Source organism: Variovorax sp. 278MFTsu5.1 (assembly GCF_048305045.1).
GTDB classification, from domain to species: Bacteria; Pseudomonadota; Gammaproteobacteria; order Burkholderiales; family Burkholderiaceae_C; genus Variovorax; species Variovorax guangxiensis.
On the sequence record NZ_CP157622.1, the window covers coordinates 4728667 to 4751594 of the forward strand.

Genomic DNA, 22928 nt, shown 5'->3' on the forward strand with positions numbered 1-22928 from the left:
CGGCATGTCCGACACCATGGGCACGCAGAGCGTGAAGTCGATCGACGCGCTGCGCCGCGGGCTCGACGTGATGCTGGCCATCCAGCGCTCGTCGGCCGTGACGCTGCAGGAGCTGCACCGGCAGACCGGCGTGTCGAAGGCCACGCTGCTGCGCATCCTCAAGACGCTGCAGCAGGCGGGCTGGGTGGAACGCAGCGAGCACGACAAGCGCTACGTGCCCGCGTCGGCCACCGGCCAGTCGGGGCCCGTGGCGGCATGGCGCACGCGGCTCTCGGCGCTTGCTGTCCCTGCACGCGCCACGCTGCAGCGGCTGGTGCCGTGGCCCATTGACCTGGGCGTGCGCGACGGCACGGCGATGCTCATCCTCGACACCGACCGGCCGCGCAACGGCCTTGCGGTCAACTACCGCGCGCTGGGCTTCCGGCCGCCGATGCTGCTGTCGTCGCTCGGCCGCTGCTACCTGTCGTTCTGCCCCGAGGAAGAGCGGCGCGAAATCCTCGCCGCACTGGCGCGCTCGCCGAACGATTTCGACCGCAGCGCGCGGCGCCCCGAGAACATCCGCCGCATGGTGGCGCATGCGCGCGACCTGGGATACGTGGCGCGCGACCCGACCTCGACCAGCCTGGATTCGCCCGACCGCTTCGGCGCGGTGTCGGTGCCGCTGCGGCAAGAAGACCGGGTGGTGGGCTGCCTCAGCTGCGCGTGGCTGCCCGCGGTGAAGAGCGAGCGCGAGATCGTATCCGCGCACCTGGCCGACATGCAGCAAGCCGCGCAGAGCATCGAACGCAAGCTGGCGCAGGCCGGCTTCGGGCCGCCGCCTCCAACGAATGCATGAAGCGCGAAGCCGGGCCGGCGCTCAGAACTCCGCGTCGAGTTCGTCGATCTCGTCGGGCTCCTGCTTCGCGGCCGTCACCCATTCCTTCATGGCGGGCAGTTCCATCACTCGCTTGCAGTAGGCAGCGCAGACGCTGTCGAGCGCCACGTCGTAGCTCAGGAAGCGCGTGACCACCGGCGCGTACATCGCGTCGGCCATGCCCGGCTGGCTGCCGAAGAGGAACGGGCCGCCGTAGGCCTTGAGGCACTCGCGCCAGATGGCGACGATGCGGTCGATGTCGGCCTGCGCGCGCGACCACACCTTGAAGTTCTTGAAATGGGCCTTGATGTTCATCGGCAGCGCGCCGCGCATCGAGGCGAAGCCCGAGTGCATCTCGCCGCAGATGGCCCTGCAGTGGGCACGGGCCGCGATGTCGGCCGGCAGCAGGCCGGCCTTGGGCTTGATCTCGTTGAGGTACTCGCCGATGGCCAGCGTGTCCCACACCTTCACGCTGCCATGCTGCAGCGAGGGCACCAGCATCGAGGACGACAACAGCAGCATCTCGGCCTTCATGGCCGGGTCGTCGGGCGGGATCACCTTCTCGCTGAAGTCCAGCCCCGCCAGCCTGCACATCAGCCAGCCGCGCAGCGCCCAGGCGCCGTAGTTCTTGCTGCTGATGGTGAGTACGGGTTTGGCCATCTCGGAGCTCTCCTTGGGCGTTGCGCCTTTGCCCGTGCCGCGTGCAAGCCCCATGCCATGCGGCTGGCCCGCAACTTGCCTGCGCGATGCCCATGCTGTACCGGGCCTACCAGAACCAAGCCGACCTGCTCTCCCCGGCGCGGCTCGCGGCGCAGTACATGGCCAAGGCGCTGTGGAAGGAAGGCACCGAGCGCACCATGATGCGGCGCATGGCCGCCCAGTTCGAGGTGTTCTCGCGCATGCGGCTGACCCACACCCGACCCGACTACCGCATCCACAGCGTGGTTTCCGACGGCACCGAGGTGGCCGTGCACGAGGAGAAAACCCTCATCTCCCCCTTCGGCACCCTGCTGCACTTCCGCAAGGACACCGATGCGGTGCATCCGCCCGTGCTGCTGGCCGCACCGTTGTCGGGCCATTTCGCCACGCTGCTGCGCGAAACGGTGCGCACCCTGCTGCGCGACCACGACGTGTACCTGACCGACTGGCACAACGCGCGCGACGTGCCGCTGTGGCATGGCGGCTTCGGCCTCGACGACTACACGCTGCAGCTCATCCGCTTCCTGGAGGCCGTGGGTCCGGGCGTGCACATGGTGGCGGTGTGCCAGCCCTGCGTGGCCGCCCTGGCCGCCACCGCGCTGATGGCCGAGGACGGCAACCCCGCCACGCCGCGCAGCCTGACGCTGATGGCGGGCCCGGTCGACTGCCGCATCAACCCAACCGCGGTGAACAAGCTCGCGACCGACCGGCCCATCGACTGGTTCCGGCGCAACCTCATCAGCCACGTGCCGTGGCCGCACGCCGGCATGATGCGGCGCGTGTACCCGGGCTTCCTGCAGCTGTCGGCCTTCATGAGCATGAACCCCGAGCGGCACAAGAAGCAGTTCGAGGACATGTACAGCCACCTGGTCGAGGGCGACATCGAGAAGGCCCGCACCATCGGCACCTTCTACGACGAGTACCTGGCCGTGAACGACCTGCCGGCCGAGTTCTACCTGGAGACCGTGGAGCGCGTGTTCCAGACCTATGACCTGCCGCTGGGCAGACTCACCGTGGGCGAGCGCACCGTGAACCCGGCCGCCATCCGCCGCACGGCGCTGCTCACTGTGGAAGGCGAGCGTGACGACATCTGCTCCGTGGGGCAGACGGTGGCGGCGCAAGACCTGTGCACCGGCATCCGGCCCTACATGAAGGCGCATCACCTGCAGGCCGGCGTCGGACACTACGGCGTGTTCAGCGGCAGCAAGTGGAATGCGCAGATCTATCCGCGCGTGCGCGAGACGATCCATGCGGCAGCCGAGCTGAACGGCTGAGAGAAACAAGAAAACAATCTGGCAAGGGCCGTGAGGCCTTTGTTTGCCCTTGTGCGCCGGTCTTCCTACACTCGGCCGCCATGCAACGCCAGCCCTTGATCCGCAGCACGCCGCGCGCAGTCTTCACTGCGCGGACCGCCGCGGGGTCGCACCAGACCCTCGCAGATCTCTGAGCCCGGCGGTCAGCCTCTTCCTTCCCCTTCTTCAGCACATCTTCATCGACCGCCGGGCCCAAGCCCCGCGCGGTAGCGCGCCCGTGAGGGCGCGCCGCGCTTTCCCTCGCTGATTCATTCGCCTGTCGCCAGCCGCTTCGCCACGGCCGGCGATGGGCCTCGTCATGCGGAAAGAACACGGACGATGAACAACAACATCCAATCGATCCTGGCGGTCACCGACCTGTCGGCGCACGGACTGCGCACGGTGGTGCGCGCGGCCTCCATCGCGGCGGTGCACGGCGCGCTGCTGAAGATCATGTACGCGCCCGCGGCCTTCGCGGGCCCAGCCGATGCCGATGCGGCAGGCGGCCTTGGCGCGGTGTGCCTTGAGGTGGCCGAGCGCTTCGGCGTGCTAGTCAAGGAGATCGACGGCACGCGCGGGCGGCTCGAGGACGCCGCGCTCGAGGCGCGCTGGTGCGATCTCGTGGTGATCGGCGACGAGCCCGGCCGCTCGCTCGCAGCCTTCTTCCGGGGCCAGCCGGCCGAGCGGCTGCTGCGGGCAGCGCAGCGGCCGGTGCTGGTCGTGCGGCTCGACGCGCAGGCCGGCAGCTACCGGCGCATGCTCGTGGCCGTCGACCTGATGGAGGAATCGCGCCCGCTGGTCGACCTGGCCTGCGCCTTCGACGCGCAGGCCGACGTCGAACTTTTCCACGCCTTCACGCCCATGCACGAAGGCAGGCTGCGCTACGCGGACGTGTCCGCGCACGTGATCGATGCCTACCGCCACACCTGCGCCCGCCATGCGCGCGAACGCATGCTGTGGCTGTCGGATGCGTCGAGCGCGCGCCGCAACCGCGTGGTCTCGTCGGTCGGCCGCGGCGACCCGGCGCGGCAGGCGGCCGTCCAGCAACAGTACAGCGGAGCCGACCTGCTGGTGGTCGGCAAGCGCAGACGTTCGGCGCTGACGGATTTCCTGCTCGGCAGCGTGGCGCTGCGCGTGCTGCGGTGGTCCACGGGCGACGTGCTCGTGGTGCCTCATGGCTTGCAGGCACCGAGTTCCACGCCGGCGGTCCGGCGGAGTGCGGCATGACATCGCTGGCACCGTCATTCATGTTCTCCTTCCCCTCGCTGCCGGACTGGCGCCCCAGGCCGGCCGAGCTGCGCATCGACGTCGACCCGGGCAAGGCCACGCTCGCGCCCGTCCACGAACGCATGCGCGCCCTGCGAGACCGCCTGCAGGACATGCCGGGCCTCGTGTTCGATGACCCCGGCTTGCGCGCACGCTTTCGCGAAGCCGACGGCGAGCTGTACGTCTACATCGAGGACCTGAGCCGAGACAGGCTGGTCGGCTACACCGTGTTCAACCGGCTGATCGAACTGAGCCGCAGAGCGGAGCGCCACATCCGCGCACCGCATTCGCAATATGACCCGGCCTGGCAGCGGCGCGGGCTGGCTTCCGCCGTCTACCGCTGGGCGCTGGACCGGGGCCTCTGCCTCATGAGCGGCGCGCGGCAGTCGCCGGGCGCGCATGCGCTCTGGCAGAGCCTGTCGAGCCGCTACGAGGCGGGCTTCGCCGACCTGCGGAACAAGCAGCTGAGCTACCTGGGCCGCGAGGTCGAGGGTGAAACGCTCGCCGGGCTGCACACGCGCATGTTCCTGCTCGGCGAAGGCTGGACGCTGGAGCGCTTCCGCCTCGAGACGCAGATGGCTTAGCGCCGCGCCCGCGCGCCCTTGCCGCTCACGCGCCGCACCGCCGCTTCGCCGGCCTGCGGCAGCCGCTCGCGCAGGAATGCGATGAGCTCCTGCGCTACCACGTTGCGCATCGGCCCCGGCAGATAGGCCAGCACCAGGCGGCGCTCGACGCGCGGCTTCAGCAGCGGCACCACAGCCAGTTCGGGGTCGCGCAGCGACGAGGTGTACAGGCGCGGCATCAGCCCCAGCGCCTGCCCGCCGCGCACCAGCGCATAGAGCGTCTCGGAGTAGCTCACGCGGTACGGCTGCGGCCCCTGGGCAAACTGCGCACGCGCCGGGTTGCCCAGCGCGGGCATGCTGCCGCTCTCGAAGAGCACCAGCCGCTCCTTGCCGATGGCCTCCCAGCTCGCGTCGCCGGCCGCCGCCAGCGGGTGGTCGCGCCGCACCACCAGCACCAGCGGATCGCGGAACAGGTCGATGCAGGTCAGCCCGCCCGGCGGCTCGGTAATGGCGGCCACGGCCATGTCGATCTGGCCGCTGCGCAGTTCGGACAGCAGCGTGTTCGATGGGGCGTCGCGCCAGGACAGCTCCACCTCGCGCCGGCCTTCCGTCTGCAGGAACTCGCTGGCGGCGGCCGCCACGCGCGCGCTGGCCGAGGGGATCACGCCGACGCGCACATAGGCCCGGCCGCGCTGCACGGTGCTTTCGATGTCGCGCAGCGCCACCTCGAAGGTGTTGACCAGGAAGTCGGTACGCGCCAGCACTTCGGCGCCCACGGGCGTGAGTTCCAGGCGATGGGTCGAGCGGGTGAGCAGCTCTGCGCCGAGCAGCTTTTCCATCTGCTTGATGGCGTTGCTCAGGGCCGGCTGCGTGATGGCCAGCCGCCGCGCCGCCCGGCCGAACTGGCCCTCTTCCACCAGCACCGAGAAGAACTGCAGCTGGCGCAGCGTGAGCGCGCGCAGGGGCAAGGCGGCCATGGCGAACCTCGGTTATTGATTCAGTGAATCAAATTATAGAAATTCAAAATTTTCCTTATGAGGACGCCATTACTAGACTGCCGCCATGACCAGCCCCACGTCCGCGCCCGTTGCCTCTGCAGCGCCCCTCACGCTGGAACAGATGCTGCACGCGATGCCCAAGGCCGAGCTGCACTGCCACCTGTTCGGCACGGTGCGCCACGAGACCTTCAAGCAGCTCAACCGCCGCGCCGGCTCGCCGCTGGCTGACGACGAGATCGAGGGCTTCTACACGCGCGGCGAGAAGCCCGTCGGCGTGCTGCGGGTGCTGCGCGCGCTCGACGCCCAGCTGGTGCGCAGCCCCGGCGACCTCTATCAGCTCACGTTCGAATACCTGCAGGACGCGGCCGCCCACAACGTGCGCCATGCGGAGTTCTTCTGGAACCCGACCGGCACGATGCATGAGTCGGGCATCGCCTATCCGCTCGCGCAGGGCGCCATCGTGCGTGCCATCCACGATGCGAAGACGGAATTCGGCATCTCGGGCCGGCTCATCGCCGCCATCGACCGCGAGGCCAGCCCCGAGGCGGCCGTGGAGATGGTCGAGTGGGTGAAGGCCAACCGGTGCGATGAGGTGATCGGCATCGGCATCGATTACCGCGAGAACGACCGTCCGCCGGAATTGTTCGCCCGGGCCTATGCCGAGGCGAAGAAGGCCGGCCTGAAGACCACCGCGCACGCCGGCGAGTTCGGCATGCCCTGGACCAACGTGCGCACCGCGCTCGACGAACTGCAGGTCGACCGCATCGACCACGGCTACACGGTGATCGACCAGCCCGACTACGCGCGCCGCTGCGCCGAGCGCGGCGTGATCTTCACCGTGGTGCCCACCAACTCCTACTACCTGCGCACGCTGCCGCCCGAGCGCTGGGCGCTGGACCACCCCATCCGCCGCATGCCCGGCCTGGGCCTGCGCATCCACCCCAACACCGACGACCCGACGCTGCACAAGGTCACGCCCACGCAGGCCTGGCTGATGATGGTGCGCGACTTCGGCTTCGGCCTGGACGACCTGCGCGGCTTCATGCTCAATGGCCTCGACGGCGCATGGATCGACGAGGCGCAGCGCCGCGAATGGCGCACGCAATGGAGCGCCGGGTTCGACGCCCTGCGCGCCCGGCTCGACACCGAACCCGCCCCCACCAACCACGAATGACCCACGCCATGAACACGCCCCGCCGCCTGCTCCTCGCCGCTGCGCTCTGCGCCGCCCTTCCCACCGCCGCCCTCGCACAGGCGGCATGGCCCGCCGCCAAGCCCATCACGCTGATCGTGCCCTTCACGGCCGGCGGCAGCGTGGACGTGAACGCGCGCCTCGTGGCGCAGCGCCTCGGCGAACGGCTCAAGCAGTCGGTGGTGGTCGAGAACGTGGCCGGCGCGGGCGGCGCCATCGGCGTGGCCAAGGCGGTGAACGCGGCGCCCGACGGCTACACGCTGGTGGCGGGCCCCGACAGTGCCATCGCCATCGGCAAGCTGGTGAACCCCTCGGCCTTCCGCTTCGATCCGCTGAAAGACCTCGCCCCGGTGGGCATGCTCAACACCGCGCCGATGGTGCTGGTAGCGCGGCCCGGCCTCGAGGCCCAGACCTTCTCCGACTTCGTGAAGCTCGCGAAGGCCAAGCCCGGCAAGTACAACTACGCGACCTCGGGCGTGGGCACGGTGTTGCAGCTGGCGATGGAACTGCTGAAGGAGCGCAGCGGCATCTTCGTCACCCACGTGCCCTACCGCGGCGGCGCGCAGATCGCCACCGACGTGATCGGCGAGCAGGTCGACCTGGCGATGCTGGTGAGCACCAGCGCGATTCCGCATGTGAACGGCAAGCGGCTGAAGGCGCTGGGCATCACCGGCACCAAGCGGCTGGCCGCGCTGCCCAACGTGCCCACCTTCGACGAGATGCCCGGCCTCAAGGGCTTCGACATGGTGAGCTGGACCGGCATCTTCGCACCCGCCAAGACGCCGCCGGCCGTGGTCGCGCACATCAACCAGGAGCTCAACGCGGTGCTGCAGGAAGAAGGCGTGCGCAGCAAGCTGGTGGAGCAAGGCGCGCTGCCGGGCAGCGGCACGCCGGAATCGTTCGCGAAGTTCGTGCAGGCCGAGTACGCGCGCAACCAGAAGATCGTGCAGACCGCCAACATCAAGGAATAGAGGACTCGCCCCCAGGCTGCGCGGCACTTCGTGTCCGCTTCGCCAACCCCCTACCGGGGGCAACACCTGAGGCCCGGCGAAGCCGGTTCCTCGGTGTTCTCGCATCAAGCCGGGCGTTGCGCCGGGCTGTCTCGGCTCAACCGGCCTTGCTCTCGTCCTCTTCGGGCCAGTCGCGGATATAGGCCTTGAGCATCTTGTTCTCGAAGTTCTGGCTGTCCACCACGGCCTTGGCCACGTCGTAGAAGCTGATCACGCCCATCAACATGCGCTTGTCCATCACGGGCATGTAGCGCGCGTGGCGCTCCAGCATGATGCGGCGGATCTCGTCGAGGTCGGTTTCGAGCGTGCAGGTGACGGGGGCGTCGTCCATGACCTTGCGGACCTGCATGGTGCCGACCTGGCCTCCGTTGCCGACGATGGCCACGATCACCTCGCGGAAGGTGAGCATGCCGACCAGGTCGCCGTGCTCCATGACCACCAGCGAACCGATGTCCTTTTCCGCCATCGTCTTGGCGGCTTCTGCCAGCAGGTCGTCTGGCGTGATGGTGAAGAGCGTATTGCCCTTGACGCGAAGGATGTCGCTGACTTTCATCGTTTTGCTCCTCTGGGAACTCAATCTCGGCTATCTCGGCGGGCGTGCCGTTTTTGAATATAGCCCACAATCGACGCCGACCTGAGCGCCCCTGTCGCGCACGCATGAATTGCAGACGTAACGGGGCATTGCCAGGAGACAACAGCTCAGACACGAGAAAGGCCCTCATGCCCGGATATTCCGACCCCGGTTTCGACACCCTCGCGCTGCACGCCGGCGCCGCGCCCGACCCCGCCACCGGCGCGCGGGCGGTGCCGATCCACCTGACCACCTCCTTCGTCTTCGAATCCAGCGACCACGCCGCCGCCCTCTTCAACCTGGAGCGCGCCGGCCACGTGTATTCGCGCATCAGCAACCCGACCAACGCGGTGCTGGAGCAGCGCGTGTCGGCGCTCGAAGGCGGCATCGGCGCCATCGCCACCGCCAGCGGGCAGGCCGCGCTGCACCTGTCGGTGGCCACGCTGATGGGCGCGGGCTCGCACATCGTGGCCAGCACGGCCCTGTACGGCGGCTCGCAGAACCTGCTGCACTACACGATGCGCCGCTTCGGCATCGAGACCACCTTCGTGAAACCCGGCGACCTCGACGGCTGGCGCGCCGCGGTGCGCCCCGAGACCAAGCTCTTCTTCGGCGAGACGGTGGGCAACCCGGGGCTGGACGTGCTCGACATCCCCGCCGTGGCCGACATCGCCCACGAGGCGGGCGTGCCGCTGCTGGTCGATTCCACGCTCACCTCGCCCTACCTGATCAAGCCCTTCGACTGGGGCGCCGACCTGGTCTATCACTCGGCGACCAAGTTCCTGTCGGGCCACGGCACGGTGATCGGCGGCGTGGTGGTCGACGGCGGCAGCTTCGACTGGGAGAAATCCGGCAAATTCGCCGAGCTGACGCAGGCCTACGACGGCTTCCACAACATGGTCTTCAGCGAGGAGAGCACGGTGGGCGCCTTCCTGCTGCGCGCCCGCCGCGAGGGCCTGCGCGACTTCGGCGCCTCGATGAGCCCGCACACGGCATGGCTGATCCTGCAGGGCATCGAGACGCTACCGCTGCGCATGGAGCGCCACATCGACAGCACGCAGAAGGTGGTCGAATTCCTCGCGAGCCACCCCTTCGTGTCGCGCGTGGGACACCCGCTGATCGAATCGCACCCGAGCCACGCGCTCGCGCAGAAGCTGCTGCGCCACGGCGCGCGCGGCGCGGGCGCGGTGTTCAGCTTCGACATCAAGGGCAGCCGCGCGCAGGGCAAGGCCTTCATCGAGACGCTGAAGATCTTCAGCCACCTGGCCAACGTGGGCGACTGCCGCAGCCTGGTGATCCACCCCGCGAGCACCACGCACTTCCGCATGACCGACGAGGCGCTGGCGGGCGCGGGCATTTCTCAGGGCACGATCCGCCTGTCGATCGGCCTGGAAGACCCGGCCGACCTGATCGACGACCTCAAGCGCGCCCTGAAGGCCGCGGAAAAGGCAGGTGCCTGAGATGAACTACACCGTCAACGGCCACACCACCTACTGCTACACCGGCGGCAAGCCCTTCGATGCGGCAAAGCCCACCGTCGTCTTCATCCACGGCGTGCTCAACGACCACAGCGTGTGGATCCTGCAGAGCCGCTGGTTCGCCAACCACGGCTGGAACGTGCTCGCGGTGGACCTGCCCGGCCACTGCAAGAGCGAAGGCCCGCCGCCGGCCAGCGTGGAGGAGGCTGCGCAGTTCGTGATCGCGCTGCTCGACGCGGCCGGCGTGCAGAAGGCCGCGCTGGTCGGCCACAGCTTCGGCTCGCTGATCGCTCTGGAGGCGGCCTCGCGCGCGCCGCAGCGCATCACGCAACTCGCGATGGTGGGCACAGCCTACCCGATGGTGGTGTCGCCCGCGCTGCTCGAAAGCTCGGTGAGCGACCCGCAGCGCGCCATCGCCATGGTCAACACCTTTTCGCACTCGCTGCTGGCGCCGCCGCCCTCCTCGCTCGGCCCGGGCACCTGGCTCTACGGCAGCTCGCGCGCGCTGATGCGCCGCGTGCTCGCAAGCAACCGCGAGGCGAACGTGTTCCACATCGGTTTCAAGGCCTGCAACGACTACGCCAACGGCGAGGCCGCCATCGAGAAGGTGCAGTGCCCGGTGCTCTTCCTGCTTGGCGACGCCGACCAGATGACGCCGCCGCGCGCCACCAAGGCGCTGGTCGGCAAGGCGCGCAACGCGAAAGTGGTGACGATGCACGCGGGCCACGCGCTGATGAGCGAGGCGCCCGACGAGGTGCTGTTCGCGCTGCGCGACTTCCTGAACGCCTGAGCGTCTATTCCGCCGCGATGCCCGCCCGGTGGGCGAGCGCGCGGTAGCGCGAGATCTCGCCTTCCATCTGCGTGCGGAAGGCCGCCGCGCCGATGGCCACCGGCTCCATGCCCTGCGCGCGCAGCTGGGCCTGCAGCGCCGGGTGGCCCATGGTCGCGACGACCGTGCGGGCGAGCTTGTCGATCACCGGCGCCGGCGTGCGCGCAGGGGCGGCGAAGCCGTACCAGGCGTCGAAGGTAGCCTCGGGCAGTCCCTGCTCGGCCAGCGTGCGCACCTCGGGCAGCATGCTGGAGCGCGTCGCCCCCACGATGCCCAGCGCGCGCAGCTTGCCCGCGCGCACGTGCGGCGCCACGGCGGCCACGGTATCGATGGCGATCTCGACCTCGCCGCCGATCACCGCCAGCGAGCTCTGGCTGCTGCCCTTGTACGGAATGTCCTGCAGCTGGATGCCCGCGGCCAGCGCGAACAGTTCGCCCGACAGGTGCGGCCCCGAGCCCGAGCCGAAAGTGGCGTAGCGGATGCTCTTCGGCTTGGCCTTGGCCGCCGCGACGAGTTCGGGCAGCGATTGCCAGGGCTGGCCCTTGCCCACCACCAGCACCAGGGGCGTGCGCGCCACGATGGCGATGGGCGCGAGGTCGCGCACCGTGTCGTAGGGCAGCCTGGCGCGCAGGGCCGGGTTCACGCTGAAGCTGGTCGAGCCCGACAGCAGCAGCGTGTAGCCGTCGGCCGCGGCCTTGGCGACCGCGTCGGTGCCGATGATGGTGGACGCGCCGGGCTTGTTGTCGATCACGATGGGCTGGCCGAGCTGCTCCGACAGCGTCTGCCCCATGGCCCGCGCCACCAGGTCGGTGCCGCCGCCCGGCGGGAATGGCACGACCAGCTTGATCGGACGTTCGGGCCAGCCCCCCTGGGCGAAGACGGGCGAATGTGCGCCCAGGACGGCGGAAGCGGAAAGCAGCAGGCCGAAGCGGCGACGGGAGATGTCGATGTCCATGGTGCGTGGTGTCAGGAGAGAGTGGAAGCGGATTGCGAAAGCCGGCCGGCAGCCCAGGGCGCGAGGCCCGGCTCGCCCAGGTCCCAGTACAGGCCGGCCATGATCTGCAGGCCCTCGCGCGCCAGCGGCGCGAGCAGGTGTTCGTTGGGCGCGTGCTGCGCGCAGGCGGGGTACGAATGCGGCACCCACAGCGTGGGCAGCCCGAGCAGGTCGGCGAAGACGTCATTGGGCAGCGAGCCGGCGAGGTTGGGCAGCAGGTCCAGGCGCTGGCCGCTGCTTTCCTCGATGGATTTGCGCGCCCAGCCCACCCAGGGGTTCTCGACGTCTAGCCGCGTGGCCGCGCCGGTCAGCGTGACCTGCACCTCGACCTGGCCGAAGCCGTGCGCGTCGAGGTGCGCGCGCACGATCTTCTGCAGGTCCTGCCACGGCGTGCCCACCACGAAGCGCAGTTGGCAGTGCGCCACGGCCTCGGAGGGAATCGCGTTGACGGGCCGCTGCGGCGAGCCCGCGCCGAGCGCCAGCACCTCGATGGTGTTCCAGGCCACCAGCCGTTCGGCCGGGCTCAAACCGGGCTCGCCCCAGCCCTCGTCGACCTCGGGGTCGTCCGCGCCGCCACCGATGGCGATGCTGGCCAGCGCATCCCGCACCGCCTGGGTCACCGGCGGCGGGCGCAGCGCCTCGACGAGGATGCGCCCGCGCGCATCGACCAGCGAGGCCACCGCATGGCTGACGACCGTGCCCGGATTGACCAGGACGCCGCCCCAGTTGCCCGAGTGATAGCCGCGCGGCCGGGCGCGCAGCCGCAGGCTGAAGTTGACCGCGCCGCGCGAGCCGAGGAAGAGCGTGGGCCGCGCGGCGCTCACCCGCGGGCCGTCGCTGGCGATGAACAGGTCGGCGCGCAGCTTGTCGCGCTGCTGCTCGCACACCGCGTGCAGGCCGGGCGAGGCGGCTTCCTCGCCCATTTCGATGAGCCAGGTCACGTTGTAGCCCAGGCGGCCACCACGGGCTTCCAGCGCCGCCGCGAGGCCGCCCAGGTTGATGCTGTGCTGGCCCTTGTTGTCGGCCGTACCGCGCCCGTACCAGCGTTCGCCGCGTGCCGTCAGCGCCCAGGGGGCCAGGCCCTCTTCCCAGTGCGCGTCCTGCCCGCTGACCACGTCGCCGTGGCCGTACGTCATCACCGTGGGCAGGGACGTATCCTCGACGCGGCGCGCGATGAGGAAGGGGCCTCCGCCGGGCACCGGGTTGGCGACCACCTCGCAGGCGAAGCCGAGTGCGGCGAGGGGCGGGATCATCTCCTCGCGCAGGTAGGCCTCCAGCGCGGGCGTGGCGGCGCCGGTGTCGCTCTCGGTGCGGAAGGCGACGCGGCGCTGGAGGTCGGCGAAGAAGCCGCCTGCGTCGAAATAGGCGGCTGCGGCGACGAGGCTGTCTGAACGTGGCATGAAAGGGGTCCTTGTCTCTCTGTGTCTTCCCGTGTGACGGTAGAGCAAGTACAAGGCCTGAAGGCCGATGCTTCCAGCATCGTTTTGGCAAGCTACCATTGCCTTGAAGGCAACACCCAAGGCCCTGCCATGACGCTCCCCCTGCTCAGCATCCCGATGCGGCACTTCCTCGAAGTGGCGCGCAGCGGCTCGGTCAACCAGGCGGCCGCTCGCCTCTTCGTGGCCTCGTCGGCGGTCAGCCGGCAGATTGCCAAGCTCGAGGACAGCCTGGGCACGCCTCTCTTCGAACGGCATGCGCGCGGCATGGCGCTCACGGCCGCGGGCGAGCGGCTGGCGGCACACCTGCGCAATGCGCAGCTCGATATCGAACAGGTGGTCGAACAGGTGCGCGACCTCGGCGGGCAGAGCGCGCGGCGCATCCGCATGGCCTGCACGGAAGGCTTCGCAGGGCACTTCATGCCGCTGGTGATGCGCAGCTTCGAGTCGGCCAACCCCGGCTGCCAGCTGGAGCTGCACGTGGGCTCGCCCGATGGCGTGAGCGCGCTGCTGGCACGCGGCGAGACCGACATCGCGCTCAAGTACGTGGTCGCGCCCGAGCCCGGCCTGAAGATCGAGCACTCGGCCAACGCGCCGGTGTACGCGGTGCTGCGGCCCGACCATCCGCTGGCACGGCAGCGCGTGGTGTCGGTGGCCGACGCGGTGCGCTACCCGCTGGCCGTGGGCGACAAGGGCGTGACCGCGCGCCAGCTCTTCGACCAGGCCTGCAGCCTGCAAGGGCTGCAGTACCACGCGCTCTTCGTGAGCAATTTCTCCTCGGTGCTGCTGCCGCTGCTGCGCACGCCCGACGTGATGCTCTCGGGCCTGCTCACGGTGATGCACCTGATCGACGAAGGCACGGTGGTGGCGCGGCCCTTCGCGGAGGCACCGCTGCAGCAGCGCCAGCTGCAGGTGCTGGCGCTCGAAGGCCGCACGCTGCCGTCACTGGCGCAGGACTTCGTGCGGCATCTGGTCGCGGCCATCGCCAGCGCGGGGCGCCGCAAGCTGGGGCGCGCGCAGGCTTCCGGCGCAACGAAGAAAGAGGTCAGCCCAGGGCGTTGATATCCGCCGGGTCGAGGATCGGCTTGGCCGCGCCCTTGCGCGCCACGGCCAGCATCGCGCGGCCCAGCTTCTCGGTGGTGGTCACCCGGTTCGGCCAGAGGCGGAAGGCCAGCCCGAGCACGGGCTTGAGCACGACGATGGCCGCGTCGTAGACCGGCGTTTTGGAGCGGATGCCGTGCAGCGGCTGGATCATGCCGGGACGGAACATGTAGGCCGCCTTGAACGGCAGGCGCAGCAGGGCATTCTCGGTCGCGCCCTTCACGCGCGCCCACATGCTGCTGCCGCGCTCGCTGCTGTCGGTGCCCGCGCCCGTCACGTAGGTGAAGGTCATGCCCGGGTTGAGCCGCGCGAGCACGGTGGCTGCCGCCAGCGTGAGGTCGTAGGTGATGCGCTTGTACTCAGGCTCCTTCATGCCTACCGACGACACGCCGAGGCAGAAGAAGCAGGCGTCTAAGCCCTGCAGCTGCGATTCGATGTCGCCGTAGTCGTACATGTCCTTGTGGACCAGGTCGCGCAGCTTCGGGTTCTGCTGCCCTGTTGGGTTGCGGCCGACCGCGACGACGCTTTCCACGTCGGGCGCCAGCAGGCACTCGCGCAGCACGCCCTGCCCCACCATGCCGGTGGCGCCGAAGATCAGGACTTTCATCGGAAGGCTCCGGTCAGTTAGACCGTGAAGACGGCGGGCTTCTTGTTCAGCACCGCCAGCAGCAGGTCGACGTCGAGGCTGGAAGGCTGCGGCGGCTGAAGCGCCGAGAGCATGCGCGAGAGCGTCTCGGCATGCGGCAGGAGCGGGCCCAGGAAGCGCGTGCCGTCGGAGCCGGCGACCAGCAGGGTCGGGAAGGTCTCGACGTCGAAAGCATCGGCGATGTCGGCGTGGTCTTCGATGTCGACCCAGGCGAAGCGGAACTGCGGATGCGCGCGCGCCACTTCCTCGAGCAGCGGCCGGTAGTCGCGGCAGGTGCCGCACCACTCGGCGCAGAGGCAGACGACCCAGGGCGCATCGCTGCCTGCCGAGCCGGCGGATTCAGGGGGGCTTGGAAGGCTTGGAAGAGCGCTCAAGGCTGATGCGTCGGTGGTGTGATCGGAAGACCGGGTGGTACGGCCGGGAGGTCGTGGCTATTATGGACAAAGCCCTCCCGCAGGGTACAGGAGACTCGCACGATGAACACCACGACTGCCCCCGCATCTGCCGTCGATCCGCGCCAGTTCAAGAGCTTCGCGGAGTTCTACCCCTTCTACCTGACCGAGCACGCCAACATCACCTGCCGGCGGCTGCATTTCGCCGGTTCGACCATCTCGCTGCTGTGCCTGGTGGCGCTGATAGTCACGCTCAATCCGTTGTGGCTGCTGGCGGGCCTCGTGGCGGGCTACGGCTTCGCGTGGGTCGGGCACTTCGGCTTCGAGAAGAACAAGCCGGCCTCGTTCAAGCGGCCGCTCTATTCCTTCATGGGCGACTGGGCGATGTACCGGGACATCTGGCTGGGACGCGTGAAGATCTAGATCAGGAGCACGTCGCCCAGCCTCAGGGAGCGCAGCGGACCTTTCTGCCAGAGGTCTTCGAGCGGCTCGGCCCGGGGCATCAGCAGTTCCTTCAGCAGCGGCTCGATGGGCGTCGACGGGTCGGCCAGCAGCACGTAGCGCGGGTCCTCGTTGGCGGGCTCTTCCGCCAGCGGCGCGATCCAGTCGAGCGCCACCAGCGTCTCGAGCACCGGCGCCAGCTGCAGCGCATCCACGCGCATGCGCGTCACCAGTTCGGTCGCGCCCATGCCCTTGGCAGGCGTGGCCTGCGCTCGGGCCAGGTGCTGCAGCGTTTCCATGGCCAGCTGCATGGGCCAGCCGGCGGTGCCGCCGCGCCGCGCGACGCCCGTCAGCAGGCTGGGCAGGTAGGCGGCGATGACCGCGCCCAGAAGCACGATCACCCAGGCCACGTAGATCCACACCAGCAGGATCGGCACCGTCGCGAAGGCGCCGTACAGCACCGAGTACGTCGGCACCAGGCTCAGGTAATAACCCAGCACGCGCTTGGCGATCTCGATGGCCGCCGCCACGAAGATGCCTCCGGCCCACGCATGCGACCAGCGCACGTTGGTGTTAGGCACGTAGTGGTAGAGCGACGCCATGCCGACCGCGAGCAGCATGAACTCGAAGGTGTCGAAGAACAGCTTCACGATGCCGCGCCCCACCACGTCGCTGGTGGCCGCGACCACGTAGGAAGTGGTGGAGAGGCTCACCGCGAGGATGATCGGCCCCAGCGTGATGGCCGCCCAATAGATGAGCACCCGCTGCGCGAACGGCCGCGGCGTGCGCACACGCCAGATGTTGTTGAGCGTCTTGTCGATGGTGAGGATCAGTGCGATGGCGGTGATCAGCAGCACGATCAGGCCCGCGATGCCCAGCCCGCTGGCCTTGCTCGCGAACTGGTTCAGGTAGCCCAGCACCTGCCGCGCGATGTTGTCTGGAATCAGGCTTTCGATGAGCCAGCGCTGCAGCCGGCCCTGCATCTTCGCGAACATCGGGAACACGGTGAACAGGGCCAGCGCCACCGTGAAGAAGGGCACCATCGCGATGGTGGTGGTGAAGGTCAGGCTGCTGGCCGTGAGGCCGAGCCGGTCTTCGCGGAAGCGCTCGCCCAGCACCGCCGCGGTGTTGCGCCACGGAAAGCGCGAAAGATCCCTCCAGAGTTGCCGACGATTCATGGCCGGTATCATGCCATCCGCTCTTTTCGCAGCGCCCCCCGCCACCCGTGTCCGACACCCCGCTTCCTCCATCTTCCGTTCGCGCCACCCGCTGGACCGCCGTGGGCAGCGTCGTCGGCCTCATCGTGCTCGGCCTGGCCTGGGAACTGTGGCTCGCGCCCTTGCGGCCCGGCGGCTCGCTGATGGCACTGAAGGTGCTGCCGCTGGTCATTCCGCTCGCGGGGCTCTGGAAGAACCGCATGTACACCTACCGCTGGGTCAGCCTGATGATCTGGCTCTATTTCACCGAGGGCGTGGTGCGCGCCTGGAGCGACACCAGCGGCGTGAGCCAGGTGCTCGCGCTCGTCGAGGTACTGCTGTGCCTCGTGCTCTTCGTCGCCTGTGCCTGGCATGTGCGGCTTCGCCTGCGCCACGCCAAGAACGCTGCCCGCCAACTGGAGGCTTCCGCCCAATGACTTCTTCCACCGACCTGATCGAACAACTGCGCGCCATCGTTGGCGCATCGCATGTGCTCAACGAGGGCGACCTCACCGCCTACGAGCAGGACTGGCGCAAGCGCTCGCGCGGCAAGTCGCTGGCCGTGGTGCGCCCGGCCAACACCCAGCAGGTGGCCGACGTGATCAAGGCCTGCGCCGCGGCCGGCACGGCGGTGATTCCGCAGGGCGGCAACACCGGCCTCGCGGTCGGCTCCATTCCCGACGACAGCGGTACGCAGGTGGTGCTGAGCCTGCAGCGCATGAACGCGATCCGCACGGTCGATGCCGCCAATCTCACCATGACAGTGGAGGCCGGCTGCATCCTGCAGACGCTGCAGGAAACCGCCGAGAAGGCCGGCTACCTGTTCCCGCTGAGCCTCGCGGCCGAGGGCAGCTGCACCATCGGCGGCAACCTCGCCACCAACGCGGGCGGCACGCAGGTCGTGCGCTACGGCAACACGCGCGAGCTGTGCCTGGGCCTGGAGGTCGTCACGCCGCAGGGCGAGATCTGGGAAGGCACCAGCGGCCTGCGCAAGGACAACACCGGCTACGACCTGCGCGACCTCTTCGTCGGCAGCGAGGGCACGCTGGGCATCATCACCGCCGCCACCATGAAGCTCTATCCGCTGCCGGCGGCGCAGCTCACGGCCTGGGCCGCGGTGCCGTCACTGGACCACGCGGTGACCCTGCTGGGCCTTGCCCACAAGCACCTGGGCTCGGGCCTCACCGGCTTCGAGGTGATGGGCAAGTTCGCGCTGAGCCTGGTCGACAAGCACATGCCCCAGCTGCGCGTGCCCTTCATCTCCGAAGAGGCCGTCCCTTATTGCGTGCTGCTGGAGAACTCCGACAGCGAATCCGAAGACCACGCCCGCGCGCGCTTCGAGGCGCTGCTCGAAACCGCCTTCGAGGACGGCTGCGTGAGCGACGCGGTGGTGGCCGAGAACCTCACGCAGGCGCACCAGCTCTGGCACATCCGCGAGAGCATTCCGCTCGCGCAGGCCGAAGAAGGGCTGAACATCAAGCACGACATCTCCATTCCGGTGTCGCGCATCCCGGCCTTCGTGCAGGAGACCGACGCGCTGCTGGCCCGCGAGATCGCCGGCGTGCGGTTGGTCAACTTCGGCCACCTGGGCGACGGCAACCTGCACTACAACGTGCAGGCGCCGGAGAACATCGACGCCAAGGCGTTCCTGAAGAACGAGGAAGAGCGCATCAACACGCTGGTGTACGACGCGGTCGAGAAGTTCGGCGGCTCGTTCTCGGCCGAGCACGGCGTCGGCTCGCTCAAGGTCGACAAGCTCGAGAAGCACAAGTCGCCGGTGGCGCTGGAGATGATGCGGGCGATCAAGCGGGGGCTTGATCCGAAGAACATACTGAATCCGGGGCGGGTGATCCGGGTTTAGGGTGTAGGCCCGCCGCCAAACGACGGGCTCAGGGACGAACGATCACGCGCCGCAATTGCGGATCGCGTGCGATGTCCTCCTCCCGGAACGGAAAGCGCAGCCAGTCCTTTTTCGCGTAGCGCGCCACGGAGGCAAGGCCTTCGCCGCCGGTCACCGCGGTTTCGCGCTCGCCGTGGGCAAGCAGCGTGTGCGCCTGCACCCCGCGCCGATCGAAGTACACGACCTGCAGATAGGTATTGCCGTGCGAGCGATTGCCCATGGTGTAGTCGCCTCCGTTGGCACAGGCCACCGTGAAATAGCCTTCAGCATCGCAGCCGCCGAAGAGCGGCACCTCGCGGCCCTCGCTGCGGACGAAGCGGCGTTCGCCCAGCGGCGTGTCCAGTGGCCATCCCTTGCGCGCCATGTCTTCCACAGCCCCCGCCAGCGCCCGCGCCACGCGCGGGTCCGCGGCATTGATGCCCGAGGGTGTCTGCAAGGGCTGCGCTGCCGAGAACGGTTGCGCGTAGAGCTCCTTGGCGGGGATCTCCAGCACCCGGGTCCAGAAGGCGTCCCAGAGCAGCGCGCCCCGATCGCCGGCGCCGGCGCTGGCGCGGTTCGGCCAGCGCCGCAGCACTTCGCAGGCCTGGCGGATGTCGACCGTTCGCATCCTTGCCGCGGCGTTTTCGGCGGCCAGTTCGACCTGGCCTGCCGCGCAGGCGCCATCGAGCAACGCGGGCTTGAACCTGTCGGCGGTGTAGGAGCGTGCTTCCAGCGTCTTCCGCATCACCCGGCTGGCCAGTTCCCCGGCGGAAGTCGAGCCCGCCGCGGCGAGTTCGCCCGCGATGCGATGCCCCTCGCGTCCGCGCATCGACAGTGCCTTGCCCTCGCTGCCGAGGACCGACGCGAAGCCCGTCAAGGGCTGCGCCGGGTTTGCCAGCCAGTGGCTGTCGTTCATGTTGGCGACATAGTCCTCGCGCAGCAGGCTGGGCATGCGCTGCGCGGCCAGCGCACCGGACTGCACCGCGTTCTTCGCGGACTGCCATTCGCAGGCCGAACGACTGCCGTCGAGCACGGGCGTGTCCGCATCGAATGCGGCAAAGGCCTTCGACAACGGCGTTGCGCAGGCCGAACGCAGGTCGTCGGGCACGCCGGGCACCGCGCCGATGTCCGCATACCAGGCCCGACCGTCGCCGCGCCCGATGGCCACGGTGTTGACCCACGGCATCGCCGTCTCCTCCCGCTGGATGCCGATGAACTCGTCGAGCGAACGTGCCTGGTCCCAGCGAAAGAAGTTGCGGAAGATGCGCAGGTTGTCGGCGTTGATGTCGCGCATCGCCAGCGCCTTGTGAGCGCTCCACCCCAGCGCAGGGTTTCGCGCGCCGAGGTCGACCACCGGCCCGAAGCGCGTGCGGTAGAGCGTGCGGCGTGCCAGGTCCACCGTGCCATCGGGCCGGCGCACCGCCACGGCCATCACCTGAGCCTGCATGGGCTCGGAACGGCCGTCGACCAGGTAGCGCGTGGCGTCGGCCGGATCTAGCGTCAGGTCGAACAGCCCGAAACGCCGCGCGGTGGACACCGTGTGGCTCCAGGCCACGTCGTTGTTGAAGCCGATCATGATGACCGGGATGCCCAGGAAGGACACGCCCGCTACGTCGAGCTTTCCCGGCAGTGTGAGATGCGCCTGGTAGAAGCGGTCGGGGCCGCCCCAGTACCAGTGCGGGTTGCCGAACAGCACGCTGGTGCCGCGCTCGCCGGTGGCCGCCTGGCCGAACGCCAGCACGTTGCTGCCGATGCCCCTTGCGTCGCCCACCGGGATCTCGAGCCGCGACGACAGCGAGAGCTTGTCCGCCGGTGCGGGCGGCGCAGCCGCCGCGGGCTTTGCGTTCACGATCTCGGAGACGAAGCGCGTGTACCCGCCCGCCAGCCCGGCGGCGATCATCCGCCGGTAGATGTCTTCAGGCCCGATGGTTCGCAACCACGGCGCGCCGGCACACGCGTGCGCCGCGCCATGGCCAGGCTTGTCGTGCTGCGCCTGCAGTGCCCGCACCTGGCGGTTGTAGCCTTCCGCATAGCCGGCAATGAATTCGTTGAGTTCGGCCGGCTGCTCGCGCCTCAGGGCCTCGACTGCTTCGGCGCCCGCAAATGCCCTGAAGAAGAAATCCAGATCGAGATTGGCGGGCTCGCCGAAGGTGGAGCGCGTCTGCGGCTTCCCTTCGGCACCGAAATACAGGGAGCGCTGCCCGCTGTAGGTGACGAAGGCATCGGCCAGCGTGCACAGCGCGTCTTCGGCCTGCGCCTGGCCATAGCCGATGCCCAGCCCGCGCCAGCTGCTGGCGCGCACATGGGGAATGCCGTCGGCGGTGCGGCGGATCTCGATCGCGGCGGCTGGCGTGTCGCGCCGTGCCCACGCAGGAGCGGCCCCGAAGACTGCACATGCGAGCGCGACGGCGGCCACAAGGCGATTCCACGTGAGGGCGCGAAACAAGAAAAAGTCGTTCATGTCGTTCAGTGGCTCCAATGGCTCGACGGCCGTCTATTGCAGGTCAGGGCCGCAGCGCTGCCCCTCTTCGAGCACGGGCTTGACCAGGGCAGCGCCCGCCAGCGCCCACAGCGTGAGCGCCTCGTCGAAGGCACGCACATGGCGGGGGTCTTCGCCCAGCCAGTGGATGAGCTGGTCGGCGTGGTCGCGCGAGGGCGTGTCGTGCAGCCGGCAAAAAAGCGCCCATGCGGTGTCGACGGCCGTCTTCGTGCAAGCCGGGGTCCTCTCGACCATCGCCATCGTCGGCCGCCTCGCCCGCGGCCGGCTAGACCCGGACCGCCTGGGCGTCGTCCCGCGCGGTATTGCGCGTGCGCGATTGGGCAGCAAGCAGCGCGTTGCCGATTTCCCCGGTACGCACGGAAGTGACCGAAAGCAGTGTGTCGCTCAGGCCGTGGCTGTCTTCGCACGCGCCCTGCAGGTAAATGCCCGGATGGAAGTCGGGCGATGCCTTCAGGCGGTAGTAGCGGTCGACGTCGTAGTCGCCAAGGTACGGCGCGAGCGGTAACAACAGGTCTCTGTGCTGGTCGCGTGCATAGCCGGTGGCCAGCACCACGGCGTCGTAGCGCACCGAGCTTTCTCGCTGCACGTCGCGGTCGAACAGCGTCAGGTGAACCCCATCGGTAGCGGCGCGCACCGAGCGCACCTCGTGCTGGCGCAGCATGCGCAGGCGGGTTCCGCGCGCCACCTTCTGGTCGTAGAAGACCTTGTAGATCTGCTGGATCAGGTCGAGGTCCGCCACCGCGTAGTTGGTCTGCGAGAACTCGTCGAGCAACGCGGCGCGTTCGTCGCTGTCGCGGCTGAACATGTAGTCGGTGTAGTCGGCGTTGAACACCTCGTTCACGAACGGGCTGTCGTCCGAAGGCCGGATGGAACGCGCGCGCATGATCAGGTCGACCTGCGGCGCACCCGGGCGGCCCTGCAGGTCCATGAAGATCTCCGCCGCGCTCTGGCCTGCGCCCACGACGGCCACCCTGCGGATCTGCGGGTGCTCCGCCATGTCCTTCAGGTAGCTGCTCGAATGGAAGACGCGCGGGTCGTCGCGAAGCGCGCGGAAGCACTCTGGAATGTTGGGCACGCCACCGATGCCGACCACCAGGTTGCGCGCGAGACGCTCCTGCACCCGGCCGCTTCCGTCGCGCGAGCGCACGCGCAGCAGCGACACCTCGCCGCCCTGCTTCTCGGGCAGCACCTCGAACACCTCCTCGCCGTAGCGGCAGGCGTCCTCGAACTGGCCCGCTGCCCAGCCCAGATAGTCGTTGAACTCGTGGCGGCTCGGGAAGAAGCTCTTGAGATTGATGAAGTCCGTCAGCCGCCCCTTCTCGTACAGGTAGTTCACGAAGGTGAAGCGGCTGGTCGGGTTGCGCAGCGTCGCCAGGTCCTTCAGGAACGATATCTGCATGTGAGCCTGGTCCAGCAGCATGTGCGGATGCCAGGCAAAGCCGGCCTGCCGCTCGATAAACAGGGCGTCCAGCGGCTTGGTGCCGTGGCGCTTCTCGTCGAGTGCGATGGCCAGCGCGACGTTCGACGGGCCGAATCCGATCCCGATCAGGTCATGGATGTGCTGCATGGATGTCAAGTCCTCTGTGCTCTGT

General features: G+C 68.9%; 23 protein-coding genes. 12 read left to right on the forward strand and 11 right to left on the reverse strand.

Annotation, left to right across the window (positions count from 1 at the left end; genetic code table 11):
- Positions 1-4 precede the first annotated feature (4 nt).
- On the forward strand, positions 5-835 hold the full coding sequence (locus ABL844_RS22030) for a helix-turn-helix domain-containing protein (protein WP_418128908.1): 831 nt from the start codon (positions 5-7) through the stop codon (positions 833-835).
- A gap of 21 nt (positions 836-856) precedes the next feature.
- Here the strand turns inward: ABL844_RS22030 and ABL844_RS22035 are convergent, their stop codons facing one another.
- Entirely contained in the window at positions 857-1513 is a 657-nt protein-coding gene (locus ABL844_RS22035; protein ID WP_418128909.1) for a glutathione S-transferase, read from the reverse strand.
- Between the two features lie 92 nt (positions 1514-1605).
- Between ABL844_RS22035 and ABL844_RS22040 the strand changes: the two genes are divergently transcribed.
- The 3 genes from ABL844_RS22040 (at position 1606) to ABL844_RS22050 (ending at position 4694) form a co-directional block, all read left to right on the forward strand.
- Entirely contained in the window at positions 1606-2826 is a 1221-nt protein-coding gene (locus ABL844_RS22040) for a polyhydroxyalkanoate depolymerase (RefSeq protein WP_418131935.1), read from the forward strand.
- A 357-nt stretch (positions 2827-3183) separates the two neighbouring features.
- On the forward strand, positions 3184-4071 hold the full coding sequence (locus tag ABL844_RS22045) for a universal stress protein (protein ID WP_418128910.1): 888 nt from the start codon (positions 3184-3186) through the stop codon (positions 4069-4071).
- Entirely contained in the window at positions 4068-4694 is a 627-nt protein-coding gene (locus tag ABL844_RS22050; protein WP_418128911.1) for an N-acetyltransferase, read from the forward strand. Before ABL844_RS22045 ends, ABL844_RS22050 begins: the two co-directional genes overlap by 4 nt.
- Here ABL844_RS22050 and ABL844_RS22055 read toward each other — a convergent pair.
- The gene (locus tag ABL844_RS22055; RefSeq protein WP_418128912.1) at positions 4691-5650 is read right to left on the reverse strand and encodes a LysR family transcriptional regulator; all 960 of its coding nucleotides are present in this window, start codon (positions 5648-5650) and stop codon (positions 4691-4693) included. The two genes, ABL844_RS22050 and ABL844_RS22055, sit on opposite strands and share 4 nt — an antisense overlap.
- Positions 5651-5735: 85 nt before the next feature.
- On the opposite strand from ABL844_RS22055, the gene add reads away from it, so the two are divergent.
- Positions 5736-6845, forward strand: coding sequence for an adenosine deaminase (add, locus tag ABL844_RS22060; protein WP_418128913.1), 1110 nt, complete (start codon positions 5736-5738; stop codon positions 6843-6845).
- Positions 6846-6853: 8 nt separating this feature from the next.
- A complete protein-coding gene (locus tag ABL844_RS22065; RefSeq protein ID WP_418128915.1) occupies positions 6854-7834 on the forward strand; it encodes a Bug family tripartite tricarboxylate transporter substrate binding protein in 981 nt (326 codons plus the stop codon).
- A 136-nt stretch (positions 7835-7970) separates the two neighbouring features.
- Here ABL844_RS22065 and ABL844_RS22070 read toward each other — a convergent pair whose 3' ends face one another.
- A complete protein-coding gene (locus ABL844_RS22070; protein ID WP_184641444.1) occupies positions 7971-8426 on the reverse strand; it encodes a CBS domain-containing protein in 456 nt (151 codons plus the stop codon).
- 167 nt (positions 8427-8593) lie between these two features.
- On the opposite strand from ABL844_RS22070, the gene ABL844_RS22075 reads away from it, so the two are divergent.
- Together ABL844_RS22075 and ABL844_RS22080 are read left to right on the forward strand one after the other, a co-directional pair.
- Complete coding sequence (locus ABL844_RS22075) at positions 8594-9904, forward strand: O-acetylhomoserine aminocarboxypropyltransferase (RefSeq protein WP_093209576.1); 1311 nt, start codon at positions 8594-8596, stop codon at positions 9902-9904.
- 1 nt (position 9905) lies between these two features.
- Entirely contained in the window at positions 9906-10712 is an 807-nt protein-coding gene (locus ABL844_RS22080) for an alpha/beta fold hydrolase (protein ID WP_418128916.1), read from the forward strand.
- A 4-nt stretch (positions 10713-10716) separates the two neighbouring features.
- Here ABL844_RS22080 and ABL844_RS22085 read toward each other — a convergent pair whose 3' ends face one another.
- Together ABL844_RS22085 and ABL844_RS22090 are read right to left on the reverse strand one after the other, a co-directional pair.
- Entirely contained in the window at positions 10717-11706 is a 990-nt protein-coding gene (locus ABL844_RS22085; RefSeq protein ID WP_418128917.1) for a Bug family tripartite tricarboxylate transporter substrate binding protein, read from the reverse strand.
- Between the two features lie 11 nt (positions 11707-11717).
- Positions 11718-13145, reverse strand: a complete 1428-nt coding sequence (locus ABL844_RS22090; protein WP_418128919.1) for a M20 family metallopeptidase — start codon at positions 13143-13145, stop codon at positions 11718-11720.
- Positions 13146-13274: 129 nt separating this feature from the next.
- Here ABL844_RS22090 and ABL844_RS22095 point away from each other — a divergent pair, with 129 nt between their 5' ends.
- Positions 13275-14243, forward strand: coding sequence for a LysR family transcriptional regulator (locus ABL844_RS22095; protein ID WP_418128921.1), 969 nt, complete (start codon positions 13275-13277; stop codon positions 14241-14243).
- Here the strand turns inward: ABL844_RS22095 and ABL844_RS22100 are convergent.
- Together ABL844_RS22100 and ABL844_RS22105 are read right to left on the reverse strand one after the other, a co-directional pair.
- Positions 14227-14889: an NmrA family NAD(P)-binding protein gene (locus tag ABL844_RS22100; RefSeq protein ID WP_418117193.1), complete on the reverse strand. Its 663-nt coding sequence runs from the start codon at positions 14887-14889 to the stop codon at positions 14227-14229. The genes ABL844_RS22095 and ABL844_RS22100 overlap by 17 nt on opposite strands.
- Before the next feature lie 17 nt (positions 14890-14906).
- Positions 14907-15302 (reverse strand): thioredoxin family protein, encoded by a 396-nt coding sequence (locus tag ABL844_RS22105; protein WP_418128922.1) that lies wholly within the window; start codon positions 15300-15302, stop codon positions 14907-14909.
- A gap of 102 nt (positions 15303-15404) precedes the next feature.
- On the opposite strand from ABL844_RS22105, the gene ABL844_RS22110 reads away from it, so the two are divergent.
- The gene (locus tag ABL844_RS22110) at positions 15405-15743 is read left to right on the forward strand and encodes an Mpo1-like protein (RefSeq protein WP_126024817.1); all 339 of its coding nucleotides are present in this window, start codon (positions 15405-15407) and stop codon (positions 15741-15743) included.
- On the opposite strand, the gene ABL844_RS22115 is transcribed toward ABL844_RS22110, so the two are convergent.
- Positions 15740-16951, reverse strand: a complete 1212-nt coding sequence (locus ABL844_RS22115; RefSeq protein ID WP_369661487.1) for a YihY family inner membrane protein — start codon at positions 16949-16951, stop codon at positions 15740-15742. The genes ABL844_RS22110 and ABL844_RS22115 overlap by 4 nt on opposite strands.
- Before the next feature lie 35 nt (positions 16952-16986).
- Here ABL844_RS22115 and ABL844_RS22120 point away from each other — a divergent pair, with 35 nt between their 5' ends.
- Both ABL844_RS22120 and ABL844_RS22125 read left to right on the forward strand, forming a co-directional pair.
- Complete coding sequence (locus ABL844_RS22120; RefSeq protein WP_418128923.1) at positions 16987-17394, forward strand: DUF2069 domain-containing protein; 408 nt, start codon at positions 16987-16989, stop codon at positions 17392-17394.
- A complete protein-coding gene (locus tag ABL844_RS22125) occupies positions 17391-18818 on the forward strand; it encodes an FAD-binding oxidoreductase (RefSeq protein ID WP_418128924.1) in 1428 nt (475 codons plus the stop codon). The genes ABL844_RS22120 and ABL844_RS22125 overlap by 4 nt, the downstream gene beginning before the upstream one ends.
- A gap of 28 nt (positions 18819-18846) precedes the next feature.
- Here the strand turns inward: ABL844_RS22125 and ABL844_RS22130 are convergent, their stop codons facing one another.
- Genes ABL844_RS22130 through ABL844_RS22140 form a run of 3 tightly spaced genes read right to left on the reverse strand, consistent with a single transcriptional unit; the run spans position 18847 to position 22903 of the window.
- On the reverse strand, positions 18847-21297 hold the full coding sequence (locus ABL844_RS22130; protein WP_418128925.1) for a penicillin acylase family protein: 2451 nt from the start codon (positions 21295-21297) through the stop codon (positions 18847-18849).
- A 33-nt stretch (positions 21298-21330) separates the two neighbouring features.
- Complete coding sequence (locus ABL844_RS22135) at positions 21331-21570, reverse strand: DUF4880 domain-containing protein (protein WP_418128926.1); 240 nt, start codon at positions 21568-21570, stop codon at positions 21331-21333.
- Between the two features lie 31 nt (positions 21571-21601).
- A complete protein-coding gene (locus tag ABL844_RS22140; protein WP_418128927.1) occupies positions 21602-22903 on the reverse strand; it encodes a lysine N(6)-hydroxylase/L-ornithine N(5)-oxygenase family protein in 1302 nt (433 codons plus the stop codon).
- Positions 22904-22928 lie beyond the last annotated feature (25 nt).

Excerpts from the sequence above, each read along its gene's own strand:
- ABL844_RS22100 (WP_418117193.1), bottom strand. The coding sequence starts at position 14,889 with ATGAAAGTCCTGATCTTCGGCGCCACCGGCATGGTGGGGCAGGGCGTG.
- ABL844_RS22055 (WP_418128912.1), bottom strand. The coding sequence starts at position 5,650 with ATGGCCGCCTTGCCCCTGCGCGCGCTCACGCTGCGCCAGCTGCAGTTC.
- ABL844_RS22085 (WP_418128917.1), bottom strand. The coding sequence starts at position 11,706 with ATGGACATCGACATCTCCCGTCGCCGCTTCGGCCTGCTGCTTTCCGCT.
- ABL844_RS22040 (WP_418131935.1), top strand. The coding sequence starts at position 1,606 with ATGCTGTACCGGGCCTACCAGAACCAAGCCGACCTGCTCTCCCCGGCG.
- ABL844_RS22115 (WP_369661487.1), bottom strand. The coding sequence starts at position 16,951 with ATGATACCGGCCATGAATCGTCGGCAACTCTGGAGGGATCTTTCGCGC.
- ABL844_RS22135 (WP_418128926.1), bottom strand. The coding sequence starts at position 21,570 with ATGGTCGAGAGGACCCCGGCTTGCACGAAGACGGCCGTCGACACCGCA.
- ABL844_RS22075 (WP_093209576.1), top strand. The coding sequence starts at position 8,594 with ATGCCCGGATATTCCGACCCCGGTTTCGACACCCTCGCGCTGCACGCC.
- ABL844_RS22090 (WP_418128919.1), bottom strand. The coding sequence starts at position 13,145 with ATGCCACGTTCAGACAGCCTCGTCGCCGCAGCCGCCTATTTCGACGCA.
- ABL844_RS22045 (WP_418128910.1), top strand. The coding sequence starts at position 3,184 with ATGAACAACAACATCCAATCGATCCTGGCGGTCACCGACCTGTCGGCG.
- ABL844_RS22080 (WP_418128916.1), top strand. The coding sequence starts at position 9,906 with ATGAACTACACCGTCAACGGCCACACCACCTACTGCTACACCGGCGGC.
- ABL844_RS22140 (WP_418128927.1), bottom strand. The coding sequence starts at position 22,903 with ATGCAGCACATCCATGACCTGATCGGGATCGGATTCGGCCCGTCGAAC.
- ABL844_RS22130 (WP_418128925.1), bottom strand. The coding sequence starts at position 21,297 with ATGAACGACTTTTTCTTGTTTCGCGCCCTCACGTGGAATCGCCTTGTG.
- ABL844_RS22095 (WP_418128921.1), top strand. The coding sequence starts at position 13,275 with ATGACGCTCCCCCTGCTCAGCATCCCGATGCGGCACTTCCTCGAAGTG.
- ABL844_RS22050 (WP_418128911.1), top strand. The coding sequence starts at position 4,068 with ATGACATCGCTGGCACCGTCATTCATGTTCTCCTTCCCCTCGCTGCCG.
- ABL844_RS22110 (WP_126024817.1), top strand. The coding sequence starts at position 15,405 with ATGAACACCACGACTGCCCCCGCATCTGCCGTCGATCCGCGCCAGTTC.
- add (WP_418128913.1), top strand. The coding sequence starts at position 5,736 with ATGACCAGCCCCACGTCCGCGCCCGTTGCCTCTGCAGCGCCCCTCACG.
- ABL844_RS22125 (WP_418128924.1), top strand. The coding sequence starts at position 17,391 with ATGACTTCTTCCACCGACCTGATCGAACAACTGCGCGCCATCGTTGGC.
- ABL844_RS22065 (WP_418128915.1), top strand. The coding sequence starts at position 6,854 with ATGAACACGCCCCGCCGCCTGCTCCTCGCCGCTGCGCTCTGCGCCGCC.
- ABL844_RS22035 (WP_418128909.1), bottom strand. The coding sequence starts at position 1,513 with ATGGCCAAACCCGTACTCACCATCAGCAGCAAGAACTACGGCGCCTGG.
- ABL844_RS22070 (WP_184641444.1), bottom strand. The coding sequence starts at position 8,426 with ATGAAAGTCAGCGACATCCTTCGCGTCAAGGGCAATACGCTCTTCACC.
- ABL844_RS22030 (WP_418128908.1), top strand. The coding sequence starts at position 5 with ATGTCCGACACCATGGGCACGCAGAGCGTGAAGTCGATCGACGCGCTG.